Here is a 24,156-nt window from a genome sequence, read left to right on the forward strand (position 1 = left end):
AAGCCGGCGTCGGTGCGGGGTTCGTCGGTGGAATCGCCGTCAGTATTGGTCGGTGAACTGGTCTCGGACGGCGCGGAGGCCTCCACCGGGGCGGCAGTCGTATGCGGCTCGACCCGCGGGTGCACCGGGGTGTCGGCGCTGGGGGCCGAGTCCCCGCTGGGCGAGACCGGGGCTGCCGGGACGCTCGGGCCGCGGGTGCCGGCGAGCTCCTCGCGCAGCCACCCGGCCACCTCGGCGGCGTAGTAGGTCAGCACGTTGGTGGCCCCCGCGCGGCGGATCGCGATCAATGATTCGGTGATCACAGTGCGCCGATCGATCCAGCCATTGGCGGCGGCGGCCTCGATCATCGCGTACTCCCCGGAGACCTGGTAGGCCGAGACCGGGACATCGCTGATCGCGGCGGTGTCGGAGAGGATGTCCAGGTAGGCGCTGGCCGGCTTGACCATCACCATGTCCGCACCCTCGGCGAGGTCCAGCTCCACCTCGCGCAGCGCCTCGGTGCGGTTCGGCGCGTCCATCTGGTACTGCCGCCGATCACCGGTCAGCTGGGAGTCCACGGCCTCGCGGAAGGGCCCGTAGAAGCCGGAGGCGTACTTCGCGGCATAGGCCAGGATCGGCACGTGCTGGTGTCCGGCATCATCCAGGGCCTGCCGGATCACGGCGACCTGACCGTCCATCATTCCCGAGGGTGCGACGACGTCGGCGCCCGCCTCGGCCTGGGCCACGGCCATCTCGGCGTAGACCTCCAGGGTGGCGTCGTTATCCACCTCTCCGGCCTCGTCAATCAGCCCACAGTGCCCGTGATCGGTGAACTCGTCCAGGCACAGGTCGCTCATCACCACCAGATCGTCCCCGACCAGGTCCTTCACGGCGCGGATGGAGCGGTTGAGGATCCCCTCGGGGTCGAGTCCGGCGCTGCCCTGGGCATCGCGGGCGGCGGGGATCCCCAAGAGCATGATCCCGGCGAGGCCGAGGTCTCGGGCCTGCACCGCGGCGGTGAGCAGCGAGGATTCGGTGTGCTGCACAACCCCGGGCATGGAGCTGATCGGGACTGGTTCGGTGAGGCCCTCACGGACGAAGACCGGCAGGATCAGGTCGGCCGGGTGCAGCCGGGTCTCGGCCACCATCCGGCGCATGGCGGGGCTGCGACGCAGCCGGCGGGGGCGCTGTTCGGGGAAACTCACGTGCGACTCCTGGTCATCAGGGGGACGGCGGTTGGTGCGCTTGGGCGGACGGTGCGTCGCTGCGGAGCCGGCATGTGCCGTTGCGCAGCGGGCATCCTCCAAGCGTGACGCCGCCCGTCAGTCTAGTTCTCAGCGGCCCAGGGCGGCGAGGACAGCGGCGGCGCTCGGCTCAGAGAGAACACCGGCGGCGGGGATTCCGCGGCGCGAGAGGGTCCTGGCGGTGGGCCGACCGATGGCCAGCAGCGGAACCCGCGGCGGGAGTCCCAGGTCGGCCAGCGCGTCCGCCGCGGAGGAGCTGGTGACGAGCAGGACGGTGGGGTCCATACGGGTGAGCCGGTCGCGTCGCAGATCCGCCGCCAGCTGCCTCAGGTCCAGGAGATCCTCCGAGGCAGGCGGCGGCAGCAGGCGCCGCCGCGGGTCACCGGCGGCGAGCACCCCGTCCACCACCAGAGAGTCGGTCTCATAGGCGCTGACCTGGGTGACGTCCCAGCCAAGGGCGCTGAGTCCCTCGCGCAGCTCGGAGCGGGCCTGGGCCGACTGCGGCAGCAGCAACGAGGTGCTGCCATCGGGGGCCGGTTCGGGCATCTCCTGGATCATCCCGGCCGCGCTGCGCTCGGCCTCCGGCATCCACGGCTCGGTGACACCGGTCAGCCGCTGCAACACCCGGGCCGTGCCGGGACCGACGACGCCGACGCGGGTCCGCGCCGGCAGGGACCCGTCCCAGCCCAGCTTCACCAGGGCACGCACCGTGTTCGCACTGGTGAACAGCACCCAGGCGAAGTCCCCCCGGGAGAGCCGCTCGAGCGCCGTCGTCAGCTCGCTGGCCTCTGCTGGCAGGCGCTGTTCGGTGACCGGCAGGAATCGGACCTCGAGCCCGGCGGCGCGCAGCCCGGCTTCCAGCGGTCCGGCCTGCGCGGGGTCTCGGGTCAGGGCGATGCGCATGGCGCCAGCCTACCGAGTGCTGCGGCATCGGGACCTGGATGTGCCGGAGACGTCAGTACTCGGTGTACTCCGCGCCGAGCTCCTCGGCCAGGGCTTCGAGGTCGCGGGAGTCCGGCTGCGGCGGTTCAGGGCCGTCCCCGGTCTGCGGCTGCACCGAATCTTCGGCGTCCACGACGAACCAGCCGGGGCCCTGCACGGCGGGTGATGGTTCCGAGAGATCAGCGAAGTTGCCACGGGCCTCGTCGATCTCCTCGCGGTCCTCGGACCAGGCCAGCACCATACCCTCCCCACAGGTGAGACCTTCCAGGAAGCCGCCGTCGGAGAGCGCGATGTTGATGATGTTGGTGTTGTCGAAGATGGGGCACCGCAACACCTCATCGACTGCGTCGTAGAGCGCTTCGGCGCTGTCGAAGCTGGGACCCTCGGGCTCACCCGCGTCGGGATCCGCGCTGCACCCGAGCAGGAGAGCAGATCCTGCAACGAGCGCCACAGCCGCTGACCGTCTCGCCTGGGTGAGCATGCTCAGCCCCTCAGGAGTCCACGACGTGCTTGAGCAGTCCGAAGTCCTCGGCCAGCAGCTGCTCCGCGACCAGCGTCCCCAGCTGCACCGCGCGCTCCACAGAGACCCGGCGATCCGCTCCGGCCTCGATGGAGATCTCGGCGCCGGCGCGCTGCGTCCGGCTCCCGTCGGGGGCGCAGATCACCGAGTCCAGGCGCAGGGTGGCGCCGCCGTCGGGGTTGTCGTCGTAGCGGGCCAGTCCGCCGATCGGGGCGGAGCAGCCGGCGTTGAGCCGGGCCAGCAGGCCGCGTTCCGCGGAGGTCTCCAACCGGGCGGGGATGTCGTCATAGAGCGCCAGGGCCATGCCCAGCGGCGCGGTCGGCTCGGCGTCCTCGGCGCGGACCTCCACGGCCAGTGCGCCCTGCCCGGGGGCCGGCAGCATGACCTCGGGAGGCAGCAGCTCGGCGATGTGGTGCTCCAGTCCGAGCCGCTTCAGGCCCGCTCCGGCGAGCACCACGGCGTCCAGGTCACCCCGGGCCGCGTTCGGCGCCTGCGGTGAGGCCTCGGCGGCGGACCCGTGGCCCCGGACCCGGGCCAGCCGGGTGCCGACGTTGCCGCGGATGTCCACGATCTCCAGGTCAGGTCGTGCGGCGCGCAGCTGCGCAGCCCGGCGCGGTGACCCGGTGCCCACCTTCGCGCCCTGCGGCAGGTCGCGCAGCGGCAGGTCATCGGCGGAGCACAGCGCATCGCGGACATCCTCCCGGGAGGGCACCGAGGCGATCGCGAGCCCCTCGAGGTCCTTGGCGGGGAGGTCCTTGAGCGAGTGCACGGCCACATCGCAGGTCTTCTCGAACAGCGCCTGGCGCAGCGCCGAGGCGAACACCCCGGTGCCGCCCATCTGTGCCAGCGGCCCGGTGAGGATATCGCCCTCGGTCTTGACCGTGATCAGCTCGTAGTCAGTCTCGGCGTGGGAGGCGAGCGCCTCGGCCGCCGTCGTCGTCTGGGTCAGGGCCAGCTTGCTGCCGCGCGTGCCTACCGTGAATGTCGCCATCTAGCTCCTCTGGACGTCCTTGCGGAACCGGGTGCAGTTGCAGGGTCCGCAGATGCCGGACCATTTGCCGGGCACGACCTGTTCGCCGAAGCCCACAGGTTCCCCATTGGCTCCCTTGAGGTACTCGCTGAGCACATCGACCAGCCCGGAGACGAACTTCTCCTGGATGCCAGGGGTGGCGGCCCGGTGGTAAGCCAGGCCCAGCTCGGCGGCGGTGTCCTTGGCCTCGGTGTCGAGGTCCCAGAGCACCTCCATGTGATCCGAGACGAAACCGATCGGCATCACCACCACCCCGGCGACCCCGGCCTCGGCGTATTCCTCCAGGGCGTCGTTGATGTCGGGCTCCAACCACGGGGTCTTCGGGCTGCCGGAGCGGGACTGGAAGGTCAGCGAGTGCTCCAGGCCCTCAGCCTCGGGCACGCTGGCCATCAGGTGCCGGGCGACGGCGAGGTGCTCGGCCGAGTAGACATCGGTGCCGTACTCCTCGATCACCCGGTCCGGGCCCATGGCTTCGGCGTTGCGGCTGGGGATGGAGTGGGTGACGAAGACGATCTTCGGCTGCGCCTCCGGCTTGCCGGCCTGCTCGAGCTGTTCCCGGACATCGGCGATCCCGGCGGCCAGGGCATCCTTGAACGGGTCGATGAAGGCCTTGTCCATGAAGAACTGGCGGACCTTGACCACGCTCATCTCCTCGCGGAGCTCGGTCTCATCCAGGGTCAGGGAGAAGTCCTCGCGGTACTGCCCGCAGGAGGAGTAGCCGTTGTACGCGGAGGTCACCAGCGCCAGGATCCGGCGGTGCCCGGCGGCGTGCATCTCCTTGAAGGTCTCGGTGAAGAACGGGTTCCAGTTGCGGTTGCCCCAGTAGATCGGGATGTCCAGCTGGCGGGCGGCGACCTCGGCCTCCAGTGCGCCCTTGAGGTCCCGGTTCTGCTGGTTGATCGGACTGATCCCACCGTTGGCGCGGTAGTGGGTGGCGACCTCTTCGAGCCGCTCGTCCGGGATCCCGCGTCCAGCCGTGACATTGCGCAGGAACGGGATCACGTCATCCTGGCCCTCTGGACCGCCGAAGGAGGCCAGCAGGATCGCGTCGTAGTTGCTGGGCTCGTCGGTGGTGGTGCCCTCGGCATAGTCCACCGGCAGCGGAGCCGGGGCCTCGGCGGCCTCGGCCTTGTCCTCGGTGCCCGGGGTGGGGGTGGCCTGGGAGGAGTCCGCCACGGCCGAGGCGGCTTGCTCCTCGGTGGGGTGATCGGAGGTCTCGGTGGGGTGGACCGGTCCGGTGTTCTCCGACCCGTTGTCTGACCCGGTGTTCTCTGGGGTGATCGTCACAGCAGGACCTCAGCGATCTCCGAAGCGGCCTTCAGGCGGCGTCCGGTGTAGAAGGGAATCTCATCGCGCACGTGATAGCGGGTCTCGGACTCGCGCAGCTTGCGCATCATGTCCACCAGATCGGTGAGCTTCGGCGCCTCCAGCGCGAGCAGCCACTCCCAGTCGTTCAGCGCGAACGCCGAGGTGGTGTTGGCCAGCACCGAGGGGAACTCCTGCCCGAGCATCCCGTGCTCGCGCAGCATCTTCCCGCGCTTGGCCGGGTCCAGCAGGTACCAGTCATAGGAGCGGTTGAACGGGTAGACGACCAGCCAGTCCTCCGGGGGCACACCGAGGGCGTAGGCCGGGACATGGCTGCGGGCGAACTCGGCGGTGCGGTGCACGCCCATCGCGGAGAAGGCGATCCGGGTCTTGGAGAACATCGCGGTGCGGCGGATGCGGCGCACTGCGGCCTGCAGACCTTCAGCGCTCGGCCCGGTGACCCAGGTGAGGATGTCGGCCTCGTCGCGCATGGCCGAGACGTCGTAGCTGCCGCGGAAGTCCATCTCCTGCTCGGCGAAGGATCCGGCGAGCTCATCGAACTCGACCTCCACGTCAGCGCCCTGCGGAGCGGAACCGGTCCGCGCGAAGACGGTGTAGAGGGTGAACCAGTCCTTGCCCGAGGTGTTGACCTCTTCGGGCGTTCGCTGAGCGGTGCTGCCGTAGCTCACAGATGCCTCCATCAGCATTGATCGTCCGTGTGGGACCCCAGGTGGCGATGTCCCGCATCCAGCTTATCGCCCGAGGTTGACCGGATTTCTACATGACGTCGAAAAAAGTGACCGACCGCTCAGCGGCCTGAGGCGAGGATCGTCGCGGCGGCGGCGCGCGCGTCGGGCACCACTCGGGCCAGCCCGGTGCCGGCGAACCAGGCGCCGATCATGTGGATCTCCGGGAGCCGGACTCCGCTGCCCGGATCCTGCGGGGCCCCAGCTTGGGAGGTCTGGGTCAATCGGTCGCGCAGCGCGGCGATGCGTTCGGCGTGCCCGGCGGAGGTCTGCGGCAGTGACCGGCGCCACCGGATCACGCTGGCCTCGAGGATCTGCTCCGGTTCGATCGGGACCCCGAAGAGCGACCCGACGTCCACGGTGGCCGCGCGCAGCAGATCCTCGTCGCTGGAGTCTGCCCCCAGGGCATCCTGATGGGTCTCCCCCACCCGGCCGTAGGACAGCCGCACCACATGGTGCCCGGGCCCGTGGGCGTGGGTCACGGCGGTGTCCGCCCATTCCCATTTCGAACTGATGTGTGTCATCGCCTTCGCCGCGATGGTGCTCACCTGGGGAGCCACCAGCACACCGGTGCCTCGGGGGTGGTCATCGAGTTCCGGGGCGTCCAGGATCATCGAGACCAGGGCGACGCCGGGGCCCGCCGCCTTCGCGCCGACCGCCTGCGCGCCGACCGCCTGCGCGCCGGCAGCCTGCTCCGGGAGCAGTCCGGCCAGATCAAGGCCGCTCAGGTCAACGACCCCGGAGACCAGCTGGACCGCGGCGGGCGCGTCCAGAGCGAGGATCACGTGATCCGGCGCGGACGTGCGTCCCGGGACGCCGTCTGGGCCGGTCCCGGCTGCGAGCGCGACGAGGTCGGTGATCTGCGTGTTGAGCTGGATCTCCGCGCCGAGCTGGCGGAGCTCCTGCTCCAGGGCCAGGACCAGCCGGTGCAGCCCGCCGTAGAGCGAGTTCACCGCCGACCCGGGTGGCGCCTTGGACTTCACCAGCGCCACCGCACGGGCCAGGGAGCCTTCGCGCAGCATCGCCTCGAAGAGTCCCGGCGCGGCGTTGTTCATATCCAGGTCGTCAGGATGCGCCGAATGGACTCCGGAGACGATCGGGGTGACCAGCCGGTCCAGCACGGCCTGACCCATCCGATCCCGGACCACCTCGCCCAGGGTGACCTGCCCGACCCTGGTCTCGGAGATCTCGGCCCAGTTCTGCATCGAGGTGGTCAGGTCCGCCGCGGCTCGGCGCGCCTCTGCCTCGCCCAGGATGGCCACCACATCCGGCGCCAGCGGGTCTGCGGGAATCCCCAGGATCCCGGTGGCCGGCAGCGGGGCGGCCAGATCCGGCAGCTGCAGCCAGGCCGCGGTGTGCTGCGGGGCCACCGCCTGTTCATCCAGGCCCAGCTCCGAGAGCAGCCGCGGCACCACTGGTGAGCGGGTCGCGAAGGCCTCGGCTCCGGCGTCGTAGGCCACCCCGCCCAGCACGTGGGCGCCGATGGCGCCGCCCAGCCGGTCTGAGGCTTCGAAGATCTGCACCGTGGCCCCGGCGCGCGCCAGATCCCAGGCCGCGATCAGCCCCGCGATGCCCCCGCCGACCACCACCACGTGCGGCGGGCGCACAGTTGCGGTCACGGGTTCACTCATCGAGGCGTTGCTCTGGGCGTTCATTCAGCGCAGGCTCAGTCCTCGTAGCCGATCTCGTGGATCAGGCTGACCACCCGGGTGAGCACCTCGGGGTCGGTCTCCGGGGGCACCCCGTGGCCGAGGTTGAGCACATGTCCGGCGGCGCCGGAACCGGCGGCGATGATCGACCGGACGTGACCCTCCAGCACAGACCAGTCGGCGGGCAGCAGGGCCGGGTCGATGTTGCCCTGCAGCGGAGTCTCCGCGCCCACCCGGCGGGTGGCCTCGGCGAGGTTCAGCCGGTAGTCCACCCCGACGACGTCGGCGCCGGCCGCGCGCAGCAGGTCCAGGATCTCCCCGGTGCCGGTGCCGAAGTGGATCAGCGGGGCGGTGACCCGGTGACCCTCGGGCGTGGTGCCGCCCAGGTCCTGGACGTGGGTGAAGGCCTCGGCGGAGTGGCTCAGCACGTGCCGGGCGTAGTCCTCGCGGCCGAGTGATCCGGCCCAGGAGTCGAAGAGCTGCGCGGCGGAGGCCCCGGCCATCAGCTGGGCGCGCATGAACCGGCCGGAGACCTCCGCGGCCCAGGCGGCCAGCGCGTTCCAGGTCTCGGGGTCCGCGTGCATCATGGTCCGCGGTCCCAGGTGGTCCCGGGAGGGCCTGCCCTCGACCATGTAGGCGGCCAGGGTGAACGGGGCACCGGCGAAGCCGATCAGCGGGGTCGAGCCGAGCTCGGCCACGGTGCGCTTCACCGCCTCGGTGATCGGGGCGAACGCGGCGTCGTCGAGCGTGGGCAGGGCGTCGACGTCGACGCGGGTCCGCACCGGGGAGCCCAGCACCGGACCCACCCCGGGCTGGATCTCCACGTCGATCCCGGCCAGACGCAGCGGGATCACGATGTCGGAGAAGAAGATGGCAGCGTCCACGTCGTGCCGGCGCACCGGCTGCAGCGTGATCTCCGAGGCCAGCGTCGGGTCCAGGCACGAATCCAACATGGTGGTGCCTTCGCGTAGCGCCCGGTACTCCGGCAGCGAGCGGCCGGCCTGGCGCATGAACCACACGGGGCGGCGGTGCGGGCGTGTGATCTCCCCCGCACTGTTACGCCCGCCGCGATACTGATTCAACAGCGCAGAGTCAGCGGTGAGCCCGGTGAGCAGCGGGTGGTCCTGAGGCAGCTGCCCGGTGGGGCCCTGAGAACGCACGGCAGCCCGCGGAATCGCGGTGACCGAGCCGGTGGCCGGGGAGGACGCGGCCATGCCCGCGAAAGTTCCAGAAGTCATATGCCACATTCTCCACTTTTCGGCGGCACAGTTCGACCCGCTGTAGAATCGATGACGTCGTGGTACTCATTTCCCTCGTTGCCACCCACTCGGAGCTGGACCTCGAGACGGTGGGCACGCTCAGCTCAGGAGCGGCCGAACTGGCCGGATCCGTACATATGCCTGCCGTGACGCTGGCGACCTGCAACCGCATGGAGATCTACGCCGAGTCCACCGGGTCCTCCCACGACGACGTCCAGACCACCCGGGAACAGCTGCTCGACGTGGTCGCCGAGACCTCAGGCCTGGACCGCGAACTGGTCGGACGCTCCTTCCGCACCCTGGTGGAGGACGACGCCGTCTCCCATCTCTTCGAGGTCGGGGCCGGTCTGGACTCCGCCGTCATCGGGGAGCGCGAGATCGCCGGTCAGGTGCGCAAGTCCCTGGCTGACGCCCAGCATGCCGGCACCATCTCCGGAAACCTGACCAAGCTCTTCGAGACCGCGTCACGCACCGCCAAGGACGTCGGGACCCGCACGGCGCTGGGCTCCCGCGGACGTTCCATCGTCTCGGTGGCCCTGGACATCGCCGGAGACATGCGCGGAGACGGCGCCGCCTTCTACCCCGGGGCCAAGGTCGTGCTGATCGGCACCGGAGCCTACTCCGGGACCTCGCTGGCCCAGCTGGTGGAACGCGGAGTCACCGATATCGGGGTCTTCTCGGGCTCGGGCCGGGCCGAAGACTTCGTGGCCGAGCGCGCCGGAGGTGCCCGGGCCCTGCAGATGCAGGAGCTCCCCGCCGCCTTCCGTGAGGCCGATGTGATCATCGGCTGCTCCGGCGGGAACCGTCGGATCACCGCCCGGGAGGTCGAGAACCTGGCCGGACTCACCGGGAGCTCTCCCCGGGTGAAGCCGCTGACCGTGGTGGACCTGGCGCTCTCCCATGACTTCGATCCCGACGTCGCCGAACTCGACGGGGTGGACCTGATCACCCTGGAGTCGGTGAAGATGGCCGCCCCCGGGGAGACCGAGGACTCGGTCCAGGAGGCGCGCGACGTCGTGGCCTCGGCGGTGCAGACCTACCTCAGCGAGCGCCGGGAACGCAGCGCCGACGACGCCATCGTGGCGCTGCGGCGACACACCCAGGAGCTGCTCGATGAGGAGATGAACAAGATCCGGAAGCAGCATGGCTGCACCGGAGCCGCCGAGGAGGTGGAGTTCGCGGTGCGCCGGATCGTGCGCAAGATGCTGCACACCCCCACCGTGCGGGCCCGCGAGATGGCGGCCGAAGGGCGCACCGAGGACTACGTGCGCGCCCTGCAGGACCTGCACGGCATCGAGGTCCCGGTGCGCGCCGAGACCGCCCGCGCCACCCCGGCGAAGCGACGCCGCGCGGAGGACTTCTCCGCCGCTGAGCTCGCGCAGATGGCCAGCTACCTCACCAAGGTCCCCGCCGGCGGGTTCTGCCAGCACCACCGCCCGGGAGAGTTCGCGATCGAACGCATCGACGCGGTGCGCGGTCTGCAGATCCGCCGCGCCAGCTGAGCTGCTGCTTCAGGCTGGTCCGCGTCGGGCTTGCCCCTTGAGACGAAAAAAATCGTAGACCTGCGGGTCTGTCGTAGGGCTAGAGCTCTACGATCCACCACAGGTCTACGATTTTTCCACGCACGGGAGGTGATCCCTCCCGGTGCCTCAGGTCAGTCCAGGCCCTGTTCGCTGAGCCATTCGGCGGCGACGTCGGCGGGATCGGCCTGCTCGTCCACGCTCTGGCTGTTCAGCGAGATCAGCTCTTCGCTGGTCAGCGCGGCGTTGACCTCGTCGAGCACGGCGGCTGCGGCGTCGTCGACCCGTTCTGAGACCACCGGCAGCACGTTCTGCGGCAGCACCAGCTCCTCGGGGTCTTCGAGCACCACGAGGTCCTCGGCCTCGATGACCGGATCGGCGCTGTAGATGTCAGCGACCTCCACGTCCCCGCTGAGCAGGGCGTCCACGGTCAGCGGTCCACCGGAGTCCTGGACGGTGACCACGCTGATCTCCACCCCGTAGACGTCCTGGAGGCCATCCGGGCCATAGGGGCGGGTCTCGAACTCGGAGTTCGCCGCGATGCGCAGATCCTCGATCCCGGCGAGGTCGGCGACCTCGGTGAGATCGTTCTCCTCGGCGAACTCCGAGGTGACCACGAAGCTGTCCTGGTCGGTGGCCTCGGCAGGCTCCAGGACCCGCAGACCCTCGGGCAGCGCCTCTTCGAGAGCGGCGGTGATCTCCTCCAGGGTGGCGGCCTCGGCCTCGGCGTCGTAGTACTGCAGGAAGTTCCCCGCGTATTCGGGGAAGATGTCGATGGCGCCGGATTCGATCTCCGAGACGTAGACCTCCCGCTGACCGATCTCGAACTCCCGCTCGACCTCGATGTCCTCGGCCTCCAGCGCCTGGGCGTAGAGCTCGGCGATGATGGTGTTGGAGTAGTACTGCTGGGAGCCGATCACCAGAGCCTCGCCCTGTTCCGCCTCTGACTCGCCGTCCTCGGCGAGCGGATCTCCGCCGCCGCAGCCGGTCAGCGCCAGAGCGGCGATGGTTCCTGTGACCCACAGTCCGGTGGTCCTCATGTCTGGTCCTCTTTCTCTTGGCAGCTCCCACTTCGGCGGCAACTTGTCCTGAGGGAGATCTTCGCAGAAACTCCAGCTCACGCGCAGTGTGTGATCAGCGGGCAGTCACATTCGCGGGCGCCGTGCCGGCCAGTCCCGGGACCCTGCGCAGCAGCCGCTGCCCCAGTCCGAAGGCGCCGTCGACCAGGATCGCCAGCAGGATCACCACGATAGAGGCCCCGAGCATCACGGAGTAGTCATAGGTCTGCAGCCCCAGGAAGAGTTGGCGGCCCAGTCCCCCGGCGCCGACATAGGCGGCGAGCGTGGCGGTGGCGATGACCTGCAGCGCCGCGAGCCGGAGTCCGCTGAGGATCAGCGGGAGCCCCAGTGGGATCTCCACCTGGGTCAGCACCTGCCAGCCGCTCATGCCCTGGGCACGTGCGGCATCCACGGTGGCCTGGTTCACCGACTCCACCCCGGCATAGGCGCCGGCGAGCACCGAGGGCGCGGCCAGCACCACCAGCGCGACCATCGGAGCGGTCAGCCCGATGCCGGTGAACAGCGCCACCAGGGTGAGCAGACCCAGCGTGGGCAGCGCGCGGGCGGCGCCGGTGGCCACGATCGCGATGCCGCGTCCCTTGCGGGTGTGACCGATCGCCAGGCCCAGCGGAAGCGCGACCGCAGCCGAGATCCCCAGCGCCAGCAGGGTGTATGCCAGGTGTTCCAGGGAGCGTGCCCAGAGCCCGCCAGGCCCGGCCCAGGCCTCTGCGGTGAGCAGCCACTCCAGGGCTTCGAGGATGTTGCTCATGCGGAGACCTCCCGCGCCCGTGCCAGCAGCGGACGACGGCGGCGGCCCTGCTGCCAGGGCATGAGCAGCCTCCCGGCGAGGACCAGCAGCAGGTCGCAGATCAGCGCCAGCACCACGGTCATCAGGATCCCGGCGAGGATCGAGCCCACGATGTTGCGTGCAAACCCGTCGGTGAACAGCGAGCCCAGTGAGCTGACCCCGAGCACGGCGCTGACCGAGACCAGGCTGATCGAGCTCACGCAGACCACCCGCACACCGGCGAGCAGGGCGGGTCCGGCGAGCGGCAGCTCCACGGTGAAGAACCGTCCGATTCCGGAGAAGCCGATCGCGGTGGCCGAGGTGCGGATGTCACCGGTGACCGCGTCCAGCGCCTCAGCCGCGGAGCGCACCATCAGCGCCAGCCCGAAGATCGAGAGCGCGATGACCACGTTCAGCGGGTCTCGCACCGAGGTGCCGATCAGCGCGGGAAGCAGGATGAACAGCGGAAGCGAGGGAATGGCGTAGAGCAGCCCGGTCCCGGTGAGCACCGGTTCGCGCAGCACCCGGACCCGGTTGGCACCCCAGGCCAGCGGGATGGAGAGCACGAAGGCGATGATCACCGCGGGAAGGCTCAGCGCCAGGTGCGCCAGGGTGAGCTCCCCGATTCGCGGGAGGTTGTCCAAGATCCAGGTCATGGGCGCTGCACCGGCTGGGGGTCCACCACGCCCAGAGGCCGACCCTGGGCGTCGGAGATCAGCCAGCCGCCGTCCTCGGCGGTGGCCGCGTTCAGCGAGCGTCGGCCCGAGTCCAGTCCCAGGAAGCGGGAGACGAACTCATCCTGCTGGTTCTGCACCAGCTCCGCGGGGGTTCCCGCGGCGGCCACCTCGCCACCGGCCTTGAGCACCACGATCTGGTCCCCGAGGGTCAGCGCCTCGTCGATGTCGTGGGTGACGAAGATGATGGTCTTCTTCAGCTCCGACTGGACCCGGGAGAGCTCGCGCTGCAGCTCCACGCGCACCAGCGGGTCCACCGCCCCGAAGGGCTCGTCCATGAGCAGGATGTTGGGGTCCGCGGCCAGCCCGCGGGCCACACCCACGCGCTGCTGCTGACCACCGGAGAGCTGCCCGGGGTAGCGCACGCCCAGGGAGGCGTCGAGCCCGACGATCTCCATCAGTTCGTAGCCTCGGGCCCGGGCGTCGGCGCGGGAGGCGCCGTTGAGCCGCGGCACGGTGGCGATGTTGTCGATCACCCGGCGGTGCGGGAGCAGCCCGGAGTGCTGCATCACGTAGCCGATGCGGCGGCGCAGGGCGACCGGGGCGGCGTCGGCGACGTCTTCCTCGTCGATCAGCACGGCGCCGGAGCTCGGCTCGACCATCCGGTTGACCATGCGCAGCAGGGTGGTCTTCCCGCAGCCGGAGGAGCCCAGCAGCACGGTGGTGGTGTGCGAGGGCACGGTGAGGCTGAAGTCCTTCACCGCGGCGGTCCCGTCCGGGTAGGTCTTGGTGACCTGTCGAAATTCGATCATGACGCCTCCATCAGTGCCTGTCGGTGGACCTGCGCATGCTCGCCCAGACGATTCTCCATCACATCCAGCGCCTGTGGCGAAGAATCGATGCAGATGAAGCGCCGCCCGGTCTCCGCGGCCACCGCCCCCAGGGTCCCGGAGCCGGCGAAGAAGTCGAGCACCCAGTCCCCCGGGTTCGAGGAGGCCTGGACCATCCGGCGGACAAGTCCCACAGGTTTCTGCGTGGGGTACCCGGTCTTCTCCCGCCCGGTGGGCGAGACGATGGTGTGCCACCAGACGTCGGTGGGCAGCTTGCCGCGTGCGACCTTCTCCGCGGTGACCAGCCCGGGCGCCATATAGGGCTCCCGGTCCACGGCCTCGGCGTTGAAGATGTACCGCGACGGGTTCTTCACATAGACCAGGATGGTGTCGTGCTTGGTGGGCCAGCGCTTCTTGGTGCGCCCGCCGTAGTCATAGGCCCAGATGATCTCGTTGAGGAAGCACTCCCGCCCGAAGATCGCGTCGCAGAGCACCTTCGCGTAGTGCACCTCGCGGTAGTCCAGGTGCAGGTAGAGCGTGCCCTCCTCGGCGAGCAGGCGCCAGGCGTGGAGCAGCCGGGGCTCGAGGAACTCCCAGTAGTCGGTGAAGGAGTCGTCGTATTCAGCCAGCGCGCGGCGGACCGTGTCATAGCTGCGTCCGGCGAAGCCCACCCGGTTGCCCTCACCGTCGGGACGCCGGGTGTTGGTGGTCTTGGTGGCCCGCTGGGCCCGCCCCGTGTTGAAGGGCGGGTCCAGGTAGATCACCGTGAAGGCACCGTCGGGAAGCTGCGGCAGCAGCTCGAGGTTCTCCCCCTCGAGCACCTGCGAGGCGCCGCCGGGGTCGAAGCCGCCGCCGCGCGCCGCAGCGCCCTGACCGGCACTCACATCGGTGCCGTTCAGCTCTCGCTGGAGGCGTTCTCGCCGCCCGAGCCGGAGCCGCCGCGACGACGACGCCGCCGCCTGGGCTGCGTGGGCGAATCAGAGCTCGCGGAGGACGCCTCGGCGGGAGCCGACTGGCCCTGCTGCTGGGACGCGGAGGCGCTGTCCTCACCGCTGCGGGTGCGGCGACGGTTCCGGCTGCGTGGTGCCGCTGAGCGAGAACCCTGACCCGACTCTCGCTCACCGCGTCCGCCGTTCTCGGAATCGCGCCCGCCGCGTCCACCCTTGGCACGTGAACCTCGGCCGCCGTCGCGGTCCCCGCGTCCGCCGCTGGACCGGCGCTTCTCAGGGCCGCCGAGGTCTTCGAGCTCCTCGGCGTCCAGACCGGCCTTGGAGCGCTTATGCCGGGGCAGGCGCCCCTTGGTGCCCTTGGGGATGTCGAGGTCCTCGTAGAGATGCGGCGAGGAGGAGTAGGTCTCGATCGGCTCCGGGATGCCCAGTCCGAGCGCCTTGTCGATCAGCTTCCACTTGGGCATGTCCTCCCAGTCCACGAAGGTCACCGCGATGCCGGTCTTCCCGGCGCGCCCGGTGCGACCCACCCGGTGCAGATAGGCCTTCTCATCCTCGGGGGCGGTGAGGTTGATGACGTGGGTGATGTCGGTGACGTCGATGCCGCGCGCGGCGACGTCGGTGGCTACCAGGACGTCGATCTTCTCGTTGCGGAAGGCGCGCAGGGCCTGTTCGCGGGCGCCCTGGCCGAGGTCGCCGTGGATGGCGCCGGCGGCGAAGCCGCGGGACTGCAGCTCGGCGGAGAGCCGGTCGGCCTGACGCTTGGTCCGGGTGAACACGATGGTGCGACCACGGCCCTCGGCCTGGAGCAGACGGGCGATGACCTCGTCCTTGTCCAGGTGGTGCGCCCGGTAGACCAGCTGCCGGATGTCCTTCTTGGTGATGCCCTCATCGAGCGGATCTGCGGCCGAGATGTGGGTGGGCTTGGTCATGTAGCGCCGCGCCATGGCCACGACCGGGCCGGGCATGGTCGCGGAGAACAGCATGGTCTGCCGTCCGATCTCCGGAACGGCGGAGAGCAGGGTCTCCACGTCGGGGAGGAAGCCGAGGTCGAGCATCTCATCGGCCTCATCGAGGACCACGATGTTGACGTTCTTCAGCTTCAGGTGACGCTGCCGGTGCAGGTCGATCAGGCGACCGGGGGTGCCCACGACGATCTCGACGCCGCGGTCCAGCTCTTCGATCTGCGGCTCGTAGGCGCGACCGCCGTAGATGGTGGCGACCCGGATGCCGCGGCGCGCCGAGGCGACCTTGATGTCGGAGGCCACCTGCACGGCGAGCTCACGGGTCGGCGCCACGATCAGCGCCTGGGGCGCCCCGGGGGCCGGAAGGTCGTCATAGCCGGCGTCGTCCGGGCTGGTGACGCGCTGGATGGCGGGGATGCCGAAGCCCAGGGTCTTGCCGGTGCCGGTCTTGGCCTGACCGATGATGTCGTAGCCGCCGAGCGCGATCGGCAGGGTCTCGGCCTGGATCGGGAAGGGGGTGGTGATTCCCTTGGCGGCGAGCGCCTCGACGATCTCGGGGCGGACGTTGAAGTCTGCGAAGGTGAGGCTGGAGGCCTGAACGGCCTCGGCGAGCTCGGGGTCGGCTGCCGCGATGGTGGTGTCGGTCTCGGCGGCCGAGGACTCGGTTCTCTGTTCAGTCATAGGTTCTTTCATTAGGCGACTGCGGCGGCGAAGCCCACAGTCTGTTTGGTGTCGGAGCCGATCTCCACGTAGCCGATGGAGGCGACCGGCACCACGATCTTCTTGCCGCGGCGGTCCTCCAGGCTGAGCAGCGACTGCGCGCCTTCGATGGCGGCGGCCACGGCCTGCTCGATCTCTTCAGGCTTGGCGTCGGTCTCGATGACGATCTCGCGGGAGACGTGCTGAATGCCGATACGTACTTCCATGCCAACTCCTTGAATCTGTGGGCTGCGCCCACTTCGAGGAGTCCCACATGTGCCCGGGAGCGGGCGCGTGCGGGAGAAGCGGGCGGGTTTACCTGCCTGAAGTCTACCTACTGCGCGCTCTGCGTGCTTTCAGGCTCCTTCGGGAAGCCCGAGATTCCGCGCCAAGCCAAACGCGCGGTCAGCTGGGCGGAGACCTCTCGGTCCGGGCGTTCGGAGAGTCGGCTCCAGTGCCGGGCGGCGGAGAGCGCCATGCCGATCAGCCCGTGGCCGAGCATCGTCGCTTCGGCCATCGGCTGGCCGGTGTCATCGGCGATGACCTCCGCGATCGCCCCGGCCATATCGTCATGGAAGCGCTCCAGCCGGTCTTCGACCTCGTCGTCGTTGTCCATCCCGGAGGTGAACACCAGCCGGTAGGCCTCATCCTTGCGCGAGATGAACTCGTAGAAGGCGCCCATGGTGGCCTGCACCCGGTCCTTGTTGTCCTCGCTTCTCGCCAGCGCCTGGGTGAGCTCATGCTCCAGGGCACCCAGGTGGGTGTCGAGCAGCCCGAGGAAGAGCTCGTGCTTGCCCGGGAAGTGCTGGTAGAGCACCGGCTTGGAGACCTGGGCGATCTCGGCGATGTCGTCCATCGACGCTCCGTGATACCCCTTGGCCACGAAGACCTGCAGCGCGCTTTCCAGCAGCTGGGTGCGCCGCTTCTCCCGGGGCAGCCGCTTGGCCCGCACGACTCCTGCCGGGTCGCTGATGCTCTGAGTCATGGGCACAGTCTATGGCGGGCCGCGCCGGGGCCGCCTCCGTCGTGGGTTCTGGGACTCAGGGGCGGATCGGCGCGGTGCCGGTGGCCAGGGCGCACAGCGCCTCCACGGTCTCCCAGTCGGTGGTGTTCTCCCCGAGCCGATTGTCCTTCCCGGTGCCGTGATAGTCCGAGGATCCGGTGATCAGCAGGTCGTGGCGGGACGCGAGCCCGCGGAGCACCTCCCGGCCCGATTCGGGGTTGTCCCGGTGGTAGACCTCCACGCCGGCCAGACCGGCCGCGACCATCTCCTCCAGCTGCTCGCCGCTGACCGTGCGGCCGCGCGCTGAGGCCATGCCGTGGGCCAGGACCGGGACTCCCCCGGCTTCGCGCACCAGCCGGATCGCCGTGACCGGGTGCATGTTGTCCTGGCCCACGTAGTAGGGAGAGGCGGCGTGCAGCAGGTGGTCGAAGGCTTCCTGCCGGTCTACCACCGCTCCGATGCCGACCAGGGCGTCAGCCAGGTGCGGCCGCCCGACGGTGGCCCCGGCGCTGACATGCTGCTCCACGGTCTCCCAGGTCAGCGGGAAGTCCACGGAGAGCCGGTCAGCGATCCGGCGCGCCCGGTGCAGCCGACCGTCCCGGGCCGCAGCCACGGCCTCGGAGAGGTCGGGGTGTTGCGGGTCGTGGAGGTAGCTGAGCAGGTGGACGCTGATCCCGTTCTCGGTCAGCGTGGTGATCTCCATCCCGGGCAGCAGGGCGATTCGGTGCTGGTTCGCGGCGTCGATCGCCTCGTCCCAGCCCGAGGTGGTGTCGTGATCGGTGAGCGCGAGTCCCTGCAGTCCCGCGGCCGCCGCGGCGGCGACCAGCGCCGCCGGAGATTCGGTGCCGTCGGAGACATATGAATGGGTGTGCAGGTCCACGCTCATGCTCCTCAGCCTACCGGCCAGCCCCGGCCGGCCCGGGTGCCGTGACCCAGCTCCGACGTCGAGCCCCCGCCTAGACTGGATCCCATGACCAGTTCAGAGAAGCAGGAAGAGTTCGACGTCGTCTCCCCCGCCTCCGCGGCGGGCTTCACCCCCGAGCAGGGGCAGGATCTCGGGGACCGGGTGAACAACCGTTCCCAGCGGCCCACCTCGGAGGCGTTCCAGGAGTTCATGGCCTCCAGCTGGGCTCCAGCGGAGACGGTGCACCATGAACGTGACGAGGTGGCCGAGTATGCTGCCGCCCGGCGCGGCGCGGTCTCAGCACGGTTCCCCGCAGAGCGTCTGGTGATCCCCGCCGGTCCGCACAAGGTGCGCTCGAATGACACCGATTACCGGTTCCGGCCGCATTCCGCCTTCGCCCACCTCTCCGGGCTCGGGGTGGACCATGAGCCCGGCGCGGTGCTGGTCTTCGAACCCGTGGATGAAGGGACCGGGGATCACGGTTCCGGACATGAGGTCACGCTGTACTTCAAGCCGATGGCGGGACGCGACACCCAGGAGTTCTACGCCGATGCCCGCCACGGCGAGTTCTGGATCGGCCCCCGTCCGGGTCTTGAGGAGTTCTCGCAGCGACTCGGGCTGCGCACCGCAGATGCCGGGGCCCTGGAGGTGGCGGTGACCAAGAACGCCGGGCCGGTGGAGTTCGGCGGCACCCGGATCCGTCTGCTGCGGGAGGTGGACCTGGACGTGGACGCCCTGGTGGACACCTCACGGATCAACACCACGGTGGACCTGGAGACCTCCGACGCCTTCGACGGCGAGCTCGCCGAGGCGCTCTCCGAGCTGCGACTCATCAAGGACGACTGGGAGATCTCACAGATGCGCGTCTCTGTGGACGCCACGATCGCCGGGTTCCACGACGTCGTCGCCGCCCTGCCGCGCGCAGCCGGTCACGCCCGCGGCGAGCGGATCGTGGAGGGCGCGTTCTTCGCCCGGGCCCGCCTGGAGGGCAACGACCTCGGCTATGACACCATCGCAGCTGCGGGCAACAACGCCACGGTGCTGCACTGGATCCGCAACCACGGCGCGGTGCGACGCGGGGACCTGCTCCTGCTCGACGCCGGAGTGGAGGCGGACTCGCTCTACACCGCAGACATCACCCGCACGCTTCCGGTCAGCGGGGAGTTCTCCCCGGTCCAACAGAAGATCTACGACGCGGTGCTCGCCGCGGCGGATGCCGCCTTCGCCGTGGTCCGCCCCGGGATCAGGTTCCGCGAGATCCACGCGGCTGCGGTGAAGGTCCTCGCCGAGCACCTCGATGACTGGGGACTGCTGCCGGTCAGCCTTGAGGAGGCCCTGGACGAGACCGGCCAGCACCACCGCCGCTGGATGCCGCATGGAACCAGTCACCACCTGGGACTGGATGTCCATGACTGTGCCCAGGCCAAGCGGGAGCTCTACCTCGATGGAGTGCTGGAGCCCGGGATGGTGTTCACCATCGAACCCGGTCTCTACTTCAAGGACGAAGACCTCGCGGTGCCTGCGGAGTTCCGCGGGATCGGAGTGCGGATCGAAGACGACGTGCTGGTCACCCAGGACGGCGCCGAGAACCTCTCGGCAGCGCTTCCGCGCACCGCGCAGGAGATTGAAGCTTGGATGCAGGGCATCTGGAATTCCTGAAGATCCTGATCTCAAGCCGAGAAGAAGTGTGCTACGGCGGTGATAGAACTGTGATCAAGCCGATCTCTGTCAGCGACTAAGCGTTCATGACTGCTGGGTTTCAGGCGTTAGGCTGGAATGAGTCGAACCTGTCAGGTTCAAGAATCACAGGAGGAATTTTCATGGGAATCATCGCTTGGCTCGTTCTGGGCCTCATCGCCGGCGCCATCGCCCGCCTCATCCTGCCCGGTAAGCAGGCCGGTGGCTGGATCGCCGCACTGATCACCGGTGTGCTCGGCGCACTGGTCGGCGGCTTCATCGCTTCCGCCGTCTTCGGCATCAACGTCAACGACTCGTTCTTCGACCTTGCCACCTGGCTCTTCGCCATCGGTGGCGGCGTGCTGGTGGCCTTCATCTGGCAGGCCATCACCGGTCGCCGCGGCAGCAAGACCGTCTGAACCACTTCAGCGCGGCGCGGCTCATGACTGAGCCAGGACCGCACTGAAGCGCAGATACACAGAAGCGCCCCGCTCGCCCGGGCTCCACGGAGCATCGGATGAGCGGGGCGTCTTCGTGTCTACAGACACGTTCCCTCCGGTTCTGGCCGCCGCCCTCAGCGGTGCGAAGAGTCCTCAGCGTCCTTGGAATCATCGACAGGGCGACGCTCCGCGTCCTGCTCCGGCCCTCCGTCAGCGGCCTCGGGGGCGCTGCCCTCAGCGGGGGTCTCTGCGGCGGGCACGCGCACCCCGTAGCGTGGGCGCCCGTCAGGAAGGTCGTTGTACCCCGCCGTGGGCTGGCCGGGAGCCGAGCCGGGCGCCGTCGTCGTCTCCTTCTCAGGTGCGTCCTGCCCCTGGGCATCCTGGCCCTCGGCGTCGGGCCCCTGAGCGTCCTGTCCCGGCGTGTGTGCGGCTGCGGGCGGCTGGACGAGCGCTGGGCCTCCGGCTGCCTGGCTGCCCTGATGCTGCTCTCCCGACCCGGTCTGCGGCGGCGCGGCGACCGGCTGCGTGGCAGCTGAGGCGGCGCTGCCGGAACCGGCGGGGGTTGAACCGGTGCGGGCCGGTGCGGCGGGCGTGAGCCGTGCCGACGCCTGGGTGGTCGGATCGTTATAGGCGTTCAGGCTCATCACACCGGCGCCGGGCACCAGCTGCCGGGCGCGGTGCGCCGCCGAGAACTCGCAGACCACGTCGAAGGTGGTCGCCACCAGCTGAGAGGAGGAGGCGTACTCCCGCTTCCCCTTGCGCATGGCGAAGCCCAGGACCCCGATGATCATCCAGATCGCCATGCCCAGCACCACCGAGAACAACAGGTTGTAGATGGCAGCCTCGGGGCTGAACAGGTAGAGGATCAGCCCGATGAAGGCGCCGAACATGGCGCCTTGCGCGGCGCCCCCGAGCGCCACCCGTGGGTAGGTCAGACGGGTGCGGATATGCTCCACCGAGCGCAGGTCGTTACCCACGATGCTCAGCGCCTTGACGTCGAAGTCCTCCGCCGCGGTGAGGTGATCCACCAGCTTCTGGGCGTCTTCATAGGAGCGGTACCGGCCGAGCAGCTCACCGCGCGGCAGCCCCGAGGTGTTCATTGCGCCTGCATTGGTCCCAGCGTTGATCGACATGTCCACATCATCTCAGGTGCATGCCTGTGGCGGAGCCCTGAAGAGACCGGCGAGGTCACAGAGCGTGCTGGCTCGTAGACTGGGGCGGTGTCTGATCCTGCCATCACCGAACGCATCCGCCAGCGCCTGAACGAGGTCATCGATCCGGAGCTGCGCCTGCCGATCACCCAGCTGGGCATGGTCGGCGAGATCAGTGTGGACGAATCCGGTGCCGCGCAGGTGGGGGTCAAGCTGACCATCGAGGCCTGCCCGATGCGCAGCCGGATCGTCGAAGACGTCACCGCGGCCGCGGTGCGCGCTGAGGGAGTCACCACCGCTTCGGTGCAGCTGGGCGTGATGACTCCCCAGGAGCGGGCCGAGCTGAAGGACCACCTCCGGGGTGGGGAGACAGGGAAGGTCAATCACTTCGCGCAGCCGGAGAACCTGACCCGGGTCTACGCCGTCGCCTCCGGCAAGGGCGGGGTGGGCAAGTCCTCGGTCACGGTGAACCTGGCCTGCGCGATGGCCGCGCAGGGGCTGAAGGTCGGGATCGTGGACGCGGACATCCATGGGTTCAGCGTCCCGGATCTGATGGGGATCACCGATAAGCCCACCCGGCTCGATGAGATGATCCTGCCGCCGGTGGCCTACGGGGTGAAGACCATCTCGATCGGAATGTTCGTCGAGGGCAACCAGGCCGTGGCCTGGCGCGGTCCGATGCTGCACCGGGCGGTGGAGCAGTTCCTCACCGACGTGCACTTCGGCGATCTAGACGTGCTGCTGCTGGACCTGCCCCCGGGCACCGGGGACATCGCCATCTCAGTGGCCCAGCTGCTGCCCGGCTCCGAGCTGCTGGTGGTCACCACCCCGCAGGCCGCGGCGTCCAACGTGGCCGAGCGGGCCGGCGCGCTGAGCTCGCAGACCAAGCAGCGCGTGGCCGGGGTGATCGAGAACATGGGCCCGATGACACTGCCCGACGGCTCCAGCTTCGAGCTCTTCGGCTCCGGCGGAGGCCAGCTGGTGGCAGACCGGCTCAGCGAGTCCCTTCAGGCCGAGGTGCCGCTGCTGGGCTCGGTGCCGCTGGACATGAACCTGCGCGAGGCCGGCGACGACGGCGAGCCGGTGGTGCTCTCAGCCCCTGACTCCCCGGCCGGATCCGCGCTGCGCGAGATCGCCGCCCGGTTGGCCGTGCAGCCGCGCGGCTTCAGCGGGCGCAAGCTCCCGATCAGCCCCGCCTGATTCACCCCTGCTCCCCTGCCCCAGCGTTTTACCTGCGCGTATGTGATGTACCGGGGTGACCGTCGGGGAGGTATTCCACGCATCGCGGGGTAAAACGCGTGAGGTGAGGGGTGGGCGCCTAGGTGGCCTCGCTGTCGAAGGGAGCCTTGACTGCGGTGGGCGCCTCCGCCTGATCCTCGTTCGCGGCGACCTCCGGCGTGGCTGACGCGGCGGGGTCCGGTGTGGCTGACGCGGCGGGGTCCCGCGGCGCGCCAGCTCCGGCCATCCCGGCCGCGATGGCGCCGCTGGCGGCAGCTGCGGCGGGCGAGACGCCCCCGCTGGAGGCGGCGCCGCTGCGGGCGCCGGGTGTGGAGCCGTTCTTGCTGCGGAAGAGTTCGCGCGGGTCCGTCGCCGCGCGAGCCGAGTCCAGCGTCCCGGTCACCGCAGAACGGGTCTCCCGGAAGTCGTCTCCGTATTCGTTGCTCAGGGCGTCACGGATGATCCGCCGCGGATCGTACTGCCGGGGGTCGTAGCGCTTCCAGTCCACGTCGTCGAAGTCGGTGCCGGTCTCATCCTTGAAACGGCCCTTGGCGTCCTCGGCGAGGTCCCGCGCCTGGCGGGCCCAGCGGGCCAGATTCCGGGCATACTGCGGAAGCCTCTCGGGTCCGAGGATGACGAGCGCGAGCACGATCAGGATCACGAACTCGTAGGCATTGATACCAGGCACAGCTCAACCCTACCCTCAGCGTCGGCTCAGTCGGTGAGCCAGTCCAGCAGCTCTTCGAAGCCGCGTTCAAGCCGCTCGGAGCCGGAGGGAACGATCGGCAGCACCTGCACGCGGGAGCGGTCGGTGGCCATCACCCAGTTCGAGATCTGCTCCGCAGTCTCTGTGGGCAGATCGGAGGTGACCACGTACTGCACCCGAGCGCTCTCCATCGCCGCGGTCCACTCCTTAGAGTCCTCAGACACGTAGAGCTCGCAGTCATCGCCGGTGCGCAGGGTGAGGGTCTCCCGGGCGGCGGCGGAGGTGTCCACGACCTCGCCGAGCTTGGACTCCAGCGACGCAAGCTCCAACTCGGCATCTTCCGGGCGGGTCTCGGAGATGTCCAGGCGGTGCTCGCCGTCGGTCAGCCGCACCTGCACGGTGCGTATGCCATCGACCACTCCGGTCTCGGCGTACTCGGTGGCCAGGCCGAAGCCGGAGAGATGCGGCACGGACCAGCCCAGGCTCTTGAGCTCGTTGAGGTTCTCCAGCGGGATCTGCTGGATCTGAGTGCTCTCCGGGGCTCCGGGCAGCGTCGCATCGGCGGCGTCCACCGGGATCAGGTTCAGGTCCGTGCTGGTGATCGGCGCCTCGACGACGCCGTCGTGGGTGAGACCCTCGGCTTCCTGCTGGCTGGACTGTGAGCCCTGCGGCAGCAGAGACTGCACCGAATTGATCTGCGGAAGCGCCCTGCCTCCCACCACCCAGGCGGTCACGAAGATGAGGACTCCGAGCAGCACCAGCACGAGCAGGGCCAGCGCCACAAGCCACCCGGCGCGCGGCCGGGTGGCTTCCTGAGCGACCGCTCCGCGCTGCCAGCCACGGTGTGACTCACCGGTGCCGCCTCCGCGAGCGGACGGAGTACTACGATCGAGCCTGGTCATC

General features: G+C 69.6%; 22 protein-coding genes and 2 pseudogenes. 4 read left to right on the forward strand and 20 right to left on the reverse strand.

Translation table 11 applies throughout. The features are described 5' to 3' along the window. Nucleotides 1-209 precede the first annotated feature (209 nt). The 8 genes and pseudogenes from hemB to hemE form a co-directional block, all read right to left on the reverse strand. Nucleotides 210-1,184, reverse strand: a pseudogene (hemB, locus tag HNR24_RS07210) (porphobilinogen synthase); the annotation flags it as partial. A 129-nt stretch (nucleotides 1,185-1,313) separates the two neighbouring features. Further along, nucleotides 1,314-2,126 carry a uroporphyrinogen-III synthase gene (locus HNR24_RS07215; RefSeq protein ID WP_182495436.1) on the reverse strand — a complete coding sequence of 271 codons (813 nt, stop codon included), beginning with the start codon at nucleotides 2,124-2,126 and terminating at the stop codon, nucleotides 1,314-1,316. A 52-nt stretch (nucleotides 2,127-2,178) separates the two neighbouring features. Beyond that, nucleotides 2,179-2,646, reverse strand: a complete 468-nt coding sequence (locus tag HNR24_RS07220) for a hypothetical protein (RefSeq protein ID WP_182495437.1) — start codon at nucleotides 2,644-2,646, stop codon at nucleotides 2,179-2,181. Between the two features lie 10 nt (nucleotides 2,647-2,656). Then, the gene (gene hemC, locus HNR24_RS07225) at nucleotides 2,657-3,676 is read right to left on the reverse strand and encodes a hydroxymethylbilane synthase (protein WP_058888393.1); all 1,020 of its coding nucleotides are present in this window, start codon (nucleotides 3,674-3,676) and stop codon (nucleotides 2,657-2,659) included. Beyond that, entirely contained in the window at nucleotides 3,677-5,002 is a 1,326-nt protein-coding gene (locus tag HNR24_RS07230) for a ferrochelatase (protein WP_375139269.1), read from the reverse strand. Further along, on the reverse strand, nucleotides 4,999-5,727 hold the full coding sequence (hemQ, locus tag HNR24_RS07235) for a hydrogen peroxide-dependent heme synthase (RefSeq protein ID WP_182495438.1): 729 nt from the start codon (nucleotides 5,725-5,727) through the stop codon (nucleotides 4,999-5,001). Before hemQ ends, HNR24_RS07230 begins: the two co-directional genes overlap by 4 nt. A 101-nt stretch (nucleotides 5,728-5,828) precedes the next feature. Next, nucleotides 5,829-7,421 carry a protoporphyrinogen oxidase gene (gene hemG, locus HNR24_RS07240; protein WP_182495439.1) on the reverse strand — a complete coding sequence of 531 codons (1,593 nt, stop codon included), beginning with the start codon at nucleotides 7,419-7,421 and terminating at the stop codon, nucleotides 5,829-5,831. A gap of 11 nt (nucleotides 7,422-7,432) precedes the next feature. After that, nucleotides 7,433-8,653, reverse strand: coding sequence for a uroporphyrinogen decarboxylase (gene hemE / locus HNR24_RS07245; protein WP_182495440.1), 1,221 nt, complete (start codon nucleotides 8,651-8,653; stop codon nucleotides 7,433-7,435). A 59-nt stretch (nucleotides 8,654-8,712) separates the two neighbouring features. Here hemE and HNR24_RS07250 point away from each other — a divergent pair. Further along, nucleotides 8,713-10,041, forward strand: a pseudogene (locus HNR24_RS07250) (glutamyl-tRNA reductase); the annotation flags it as partial. Between the two features lie 287 nt (nucleotides 10,042-10,328). Here HNR24_RS07250 and HNR24_RS07255 read toward each other — a convergent pair. The 9 genes from HNR24_RS07255 to HNR24_RS07295 form a co-directional block, all read right to left on the reverse strand. Beyond that, the gene (locus HNR24_RS07255; RefSeq protein WP_058888390.1) at nucleotides 10,329-11,234 is read right to left on the reverse strand and encodes an ABC transporter substrate-binding protein; all 906 of its coding nucleotides are present in this window, start codon (nucleotides 11,232-11,234) and stop codon (nucleotides 10,329-10,331) included. 94 nt (nucleotides 11,235-11,328) lie between these two features. Then, entirely contained in the window at nucleotides 11,329-12,021 is a 693-nt protein-coding gene (locus HNR24_RS07260) for an ABC transporter permease (protein WP_179441786.1), read from the reverse strand. After that, nucleotides 12,018-12,695: an ABC transporter permease gene (locus tag HNR24_RS07265; protein ID WP_179441785.1), complete on the reverse strand. Its 678-nt coding sequence runs from the start codon at nucleotides 12,693-12,695 to the stop codon at nucleotides 12,018-12,020. Before HNR24_RS07265 ends, HNR24_RS07260 begins: the two co-directional genes overlap by 4 nt. Continuing rightward, nucleotides 12,692-13,525 (reverse strand): ABC transporter ATP-binding protein, encoded by an 834-nt coding sequence (locus tag HNR24_RS07270; protein WP_182495442.1) that lies wholly within the window; start codon nucleotides 13,523-13,525, stop codon nucleotides 12,692-12,694. Before HNR24_RS07270 ends, HNR24_RS07265 begins: the two co-directional genes overlap by 4 nt. Continuing rightward, nucleotides 13,522-14,427: a DNA-methyltransferase gene (locus tag HNR24_RS07275; protein ID WP_179441783.1), complete on the reverse strand. Its 906-nt coding sequence runs from the start codon at nucleotides 14,425-14,427 to the stop codon at nucleotides 13,522-13,524. Before HNR24_RS07275 ends, HNR24_RS07270 begins: the two co-directional genes overlap by 4 nt. An 11-nt stretch (nucleotides 14,428-14,438) precedes the next feature. After that, nucleotides 14,439-16,136 carry a DEAD/DEAH box helicase gene (locus tag HNR24_RS07280; RefSeq protein WP_179441782.1) on the reverse strand — a complete coding sequence of 566 codons (1,698 nt, stop codon included), beginning with the start codon at nucleotides 16,134-16,136 and terminating at the stop codon, nucleotides 14,439-14,441. Between the two features lie 11 nt (nucleotides 16,137-16,147). Beyond that, nucleotides 16,148-16,381 carry a DUF3107 domain-containing protein gene (locus tag HNR24_RS07285; RefSeq protein WP_058888384.1) on the reverse strand — a complete coding sequence of 78 codons (234 nt, stop codon included), beginning with the start codon at nucleotides 16,379-16,381 and terminating at the stop codon, nucleotides 16,148-16,150. Between the two features lie 107 nt (nucleotides 16,382-16,488). Next, entirely contained in the window at nucleotides 16,489-17,139 is a 651-nt protein-coding gene (locus HNR24_RS07290; RefSeq protein ID WP_058888383.1) for a TetR/AcrR family transcriptional regulator, read from the reverse strand. Between the two features lie 55 nt (nucleotides 17,140-17,194). Continuing rightward, nucleotides 17,195-18,043: a PHP domain-containing protein gene (locus HNR24_RS07295; RefSeq protein ID WP_058888382.1), complete on the reverse strand. Its 849-nt coding sequence runs from the start codon at nucleotides 18,041-18,043 to the stop codon at nucleotides 17,195-17,197. A gap of 84 nt (nucleotides 18,044-18,127) precedes the next feature. Here HNR24_RS07295 and HNR24_RS07300 point away from each other — a divergent pair, with 84 nt between their 5' ends. Next, a complete protein-coding gene (locus HNR24_RS07300; RefSeq protein ID WP_182495443.1) occupies nucleotides 18,128-19,720 on the forward strand; it encodes an aminopeptidase P family protein in 1,593 nt (530 codons plus the stop codon). A gap of 161 nt (nucleotides 19,721-19,881) precedes the next feature. Continuing rightward, nucleotides 19,882-20,157, forward strand: a complete 276-nt coding sequence (locus tag HNR24_RS07305; RefSeq protein WP_179441778.1) for a GlsB/YeaQ/YmgE family stress response membrane protein — start codon at nucleotides 19,882-19,884, stop codon at nucleotides 20,155-20,157. Nucleotides 20,158-20,312: 155 nt separating this feature from the next. Here the strand turns inward: HNR24_RS07305 and HNR24_RS07310 are convergent, their stop codons facing one another. Next, nucleotides 20,313-21,311, reverse strand: coding sequence for a YflT domain-containing protein (locus HNR24_RS07310; protein ID WP_182495444.1), 999 nt, complete (start codon nucleotides 21,309-21,311; stop codon nucleotides 20,313-20,315). An 87-nt stretch (nucleotides 21,312-21,398) separates the two neighbouring features. Here HNR24_RS07310 and HNR24_RS07315 point away from each other — a divergent pair, with 87 nt between their 5' ends. Next, complete coding sequence (locus HNR24_RS07315; RefSeq protein ID WP_083504758.1) at nucleotides 21,399-22,529, forward strand: Mrp/NBP35 family ATP-binding protein; 1,131 nt, start codon at nucleotides 21,399-21,401, stop codon at nucleotides 22,527-22,529. Between the two features lie 118 nt (nucleotides 22,530-22,647). Here the strand turns inward: HNR24_RS07315 and HNR24_RS07320 are convergent, their stop codons facing one another. Continuing rightward, nucleotides 22,648-23,235: a twin-arginine translocase TatA/TatE family subunit gene (locus HNR24_RS07320; RefSeq protein ID WP_182495445.1), complete on the reverse strand. Its 588-nt coding sequence runs from the start codon at nucleotides 23,233-23,235 to the stop codon at nucleotides 22,648-22,650. Between the two features lie 26 nt (nucleotides 23,236-23,261). Next, the gene (locus HNR24_RS07325) at nucleotides 23,262-24,155 is read right to left on the reverse strand and encodes a hypothetical protein (protein ID WP_182495446.1); all 894 of its coding nucleotides are present in this window, start codon (nucleotides 24,153-24,155) and stop codon (nucleotides 23,262-23,264) included. Nucleotide 24,156: the final 1 nt, after the last annotated feature.

This window comes from Nesterenkonia sandarakina (genome assembly GCF_014138825.1).
GTDB lineage: Bacteria > Actinomycetota > Actinomycetes > Actinomycetales > Micrococcaceae > Nesterenkonia > Nesterenkonia sandarakina.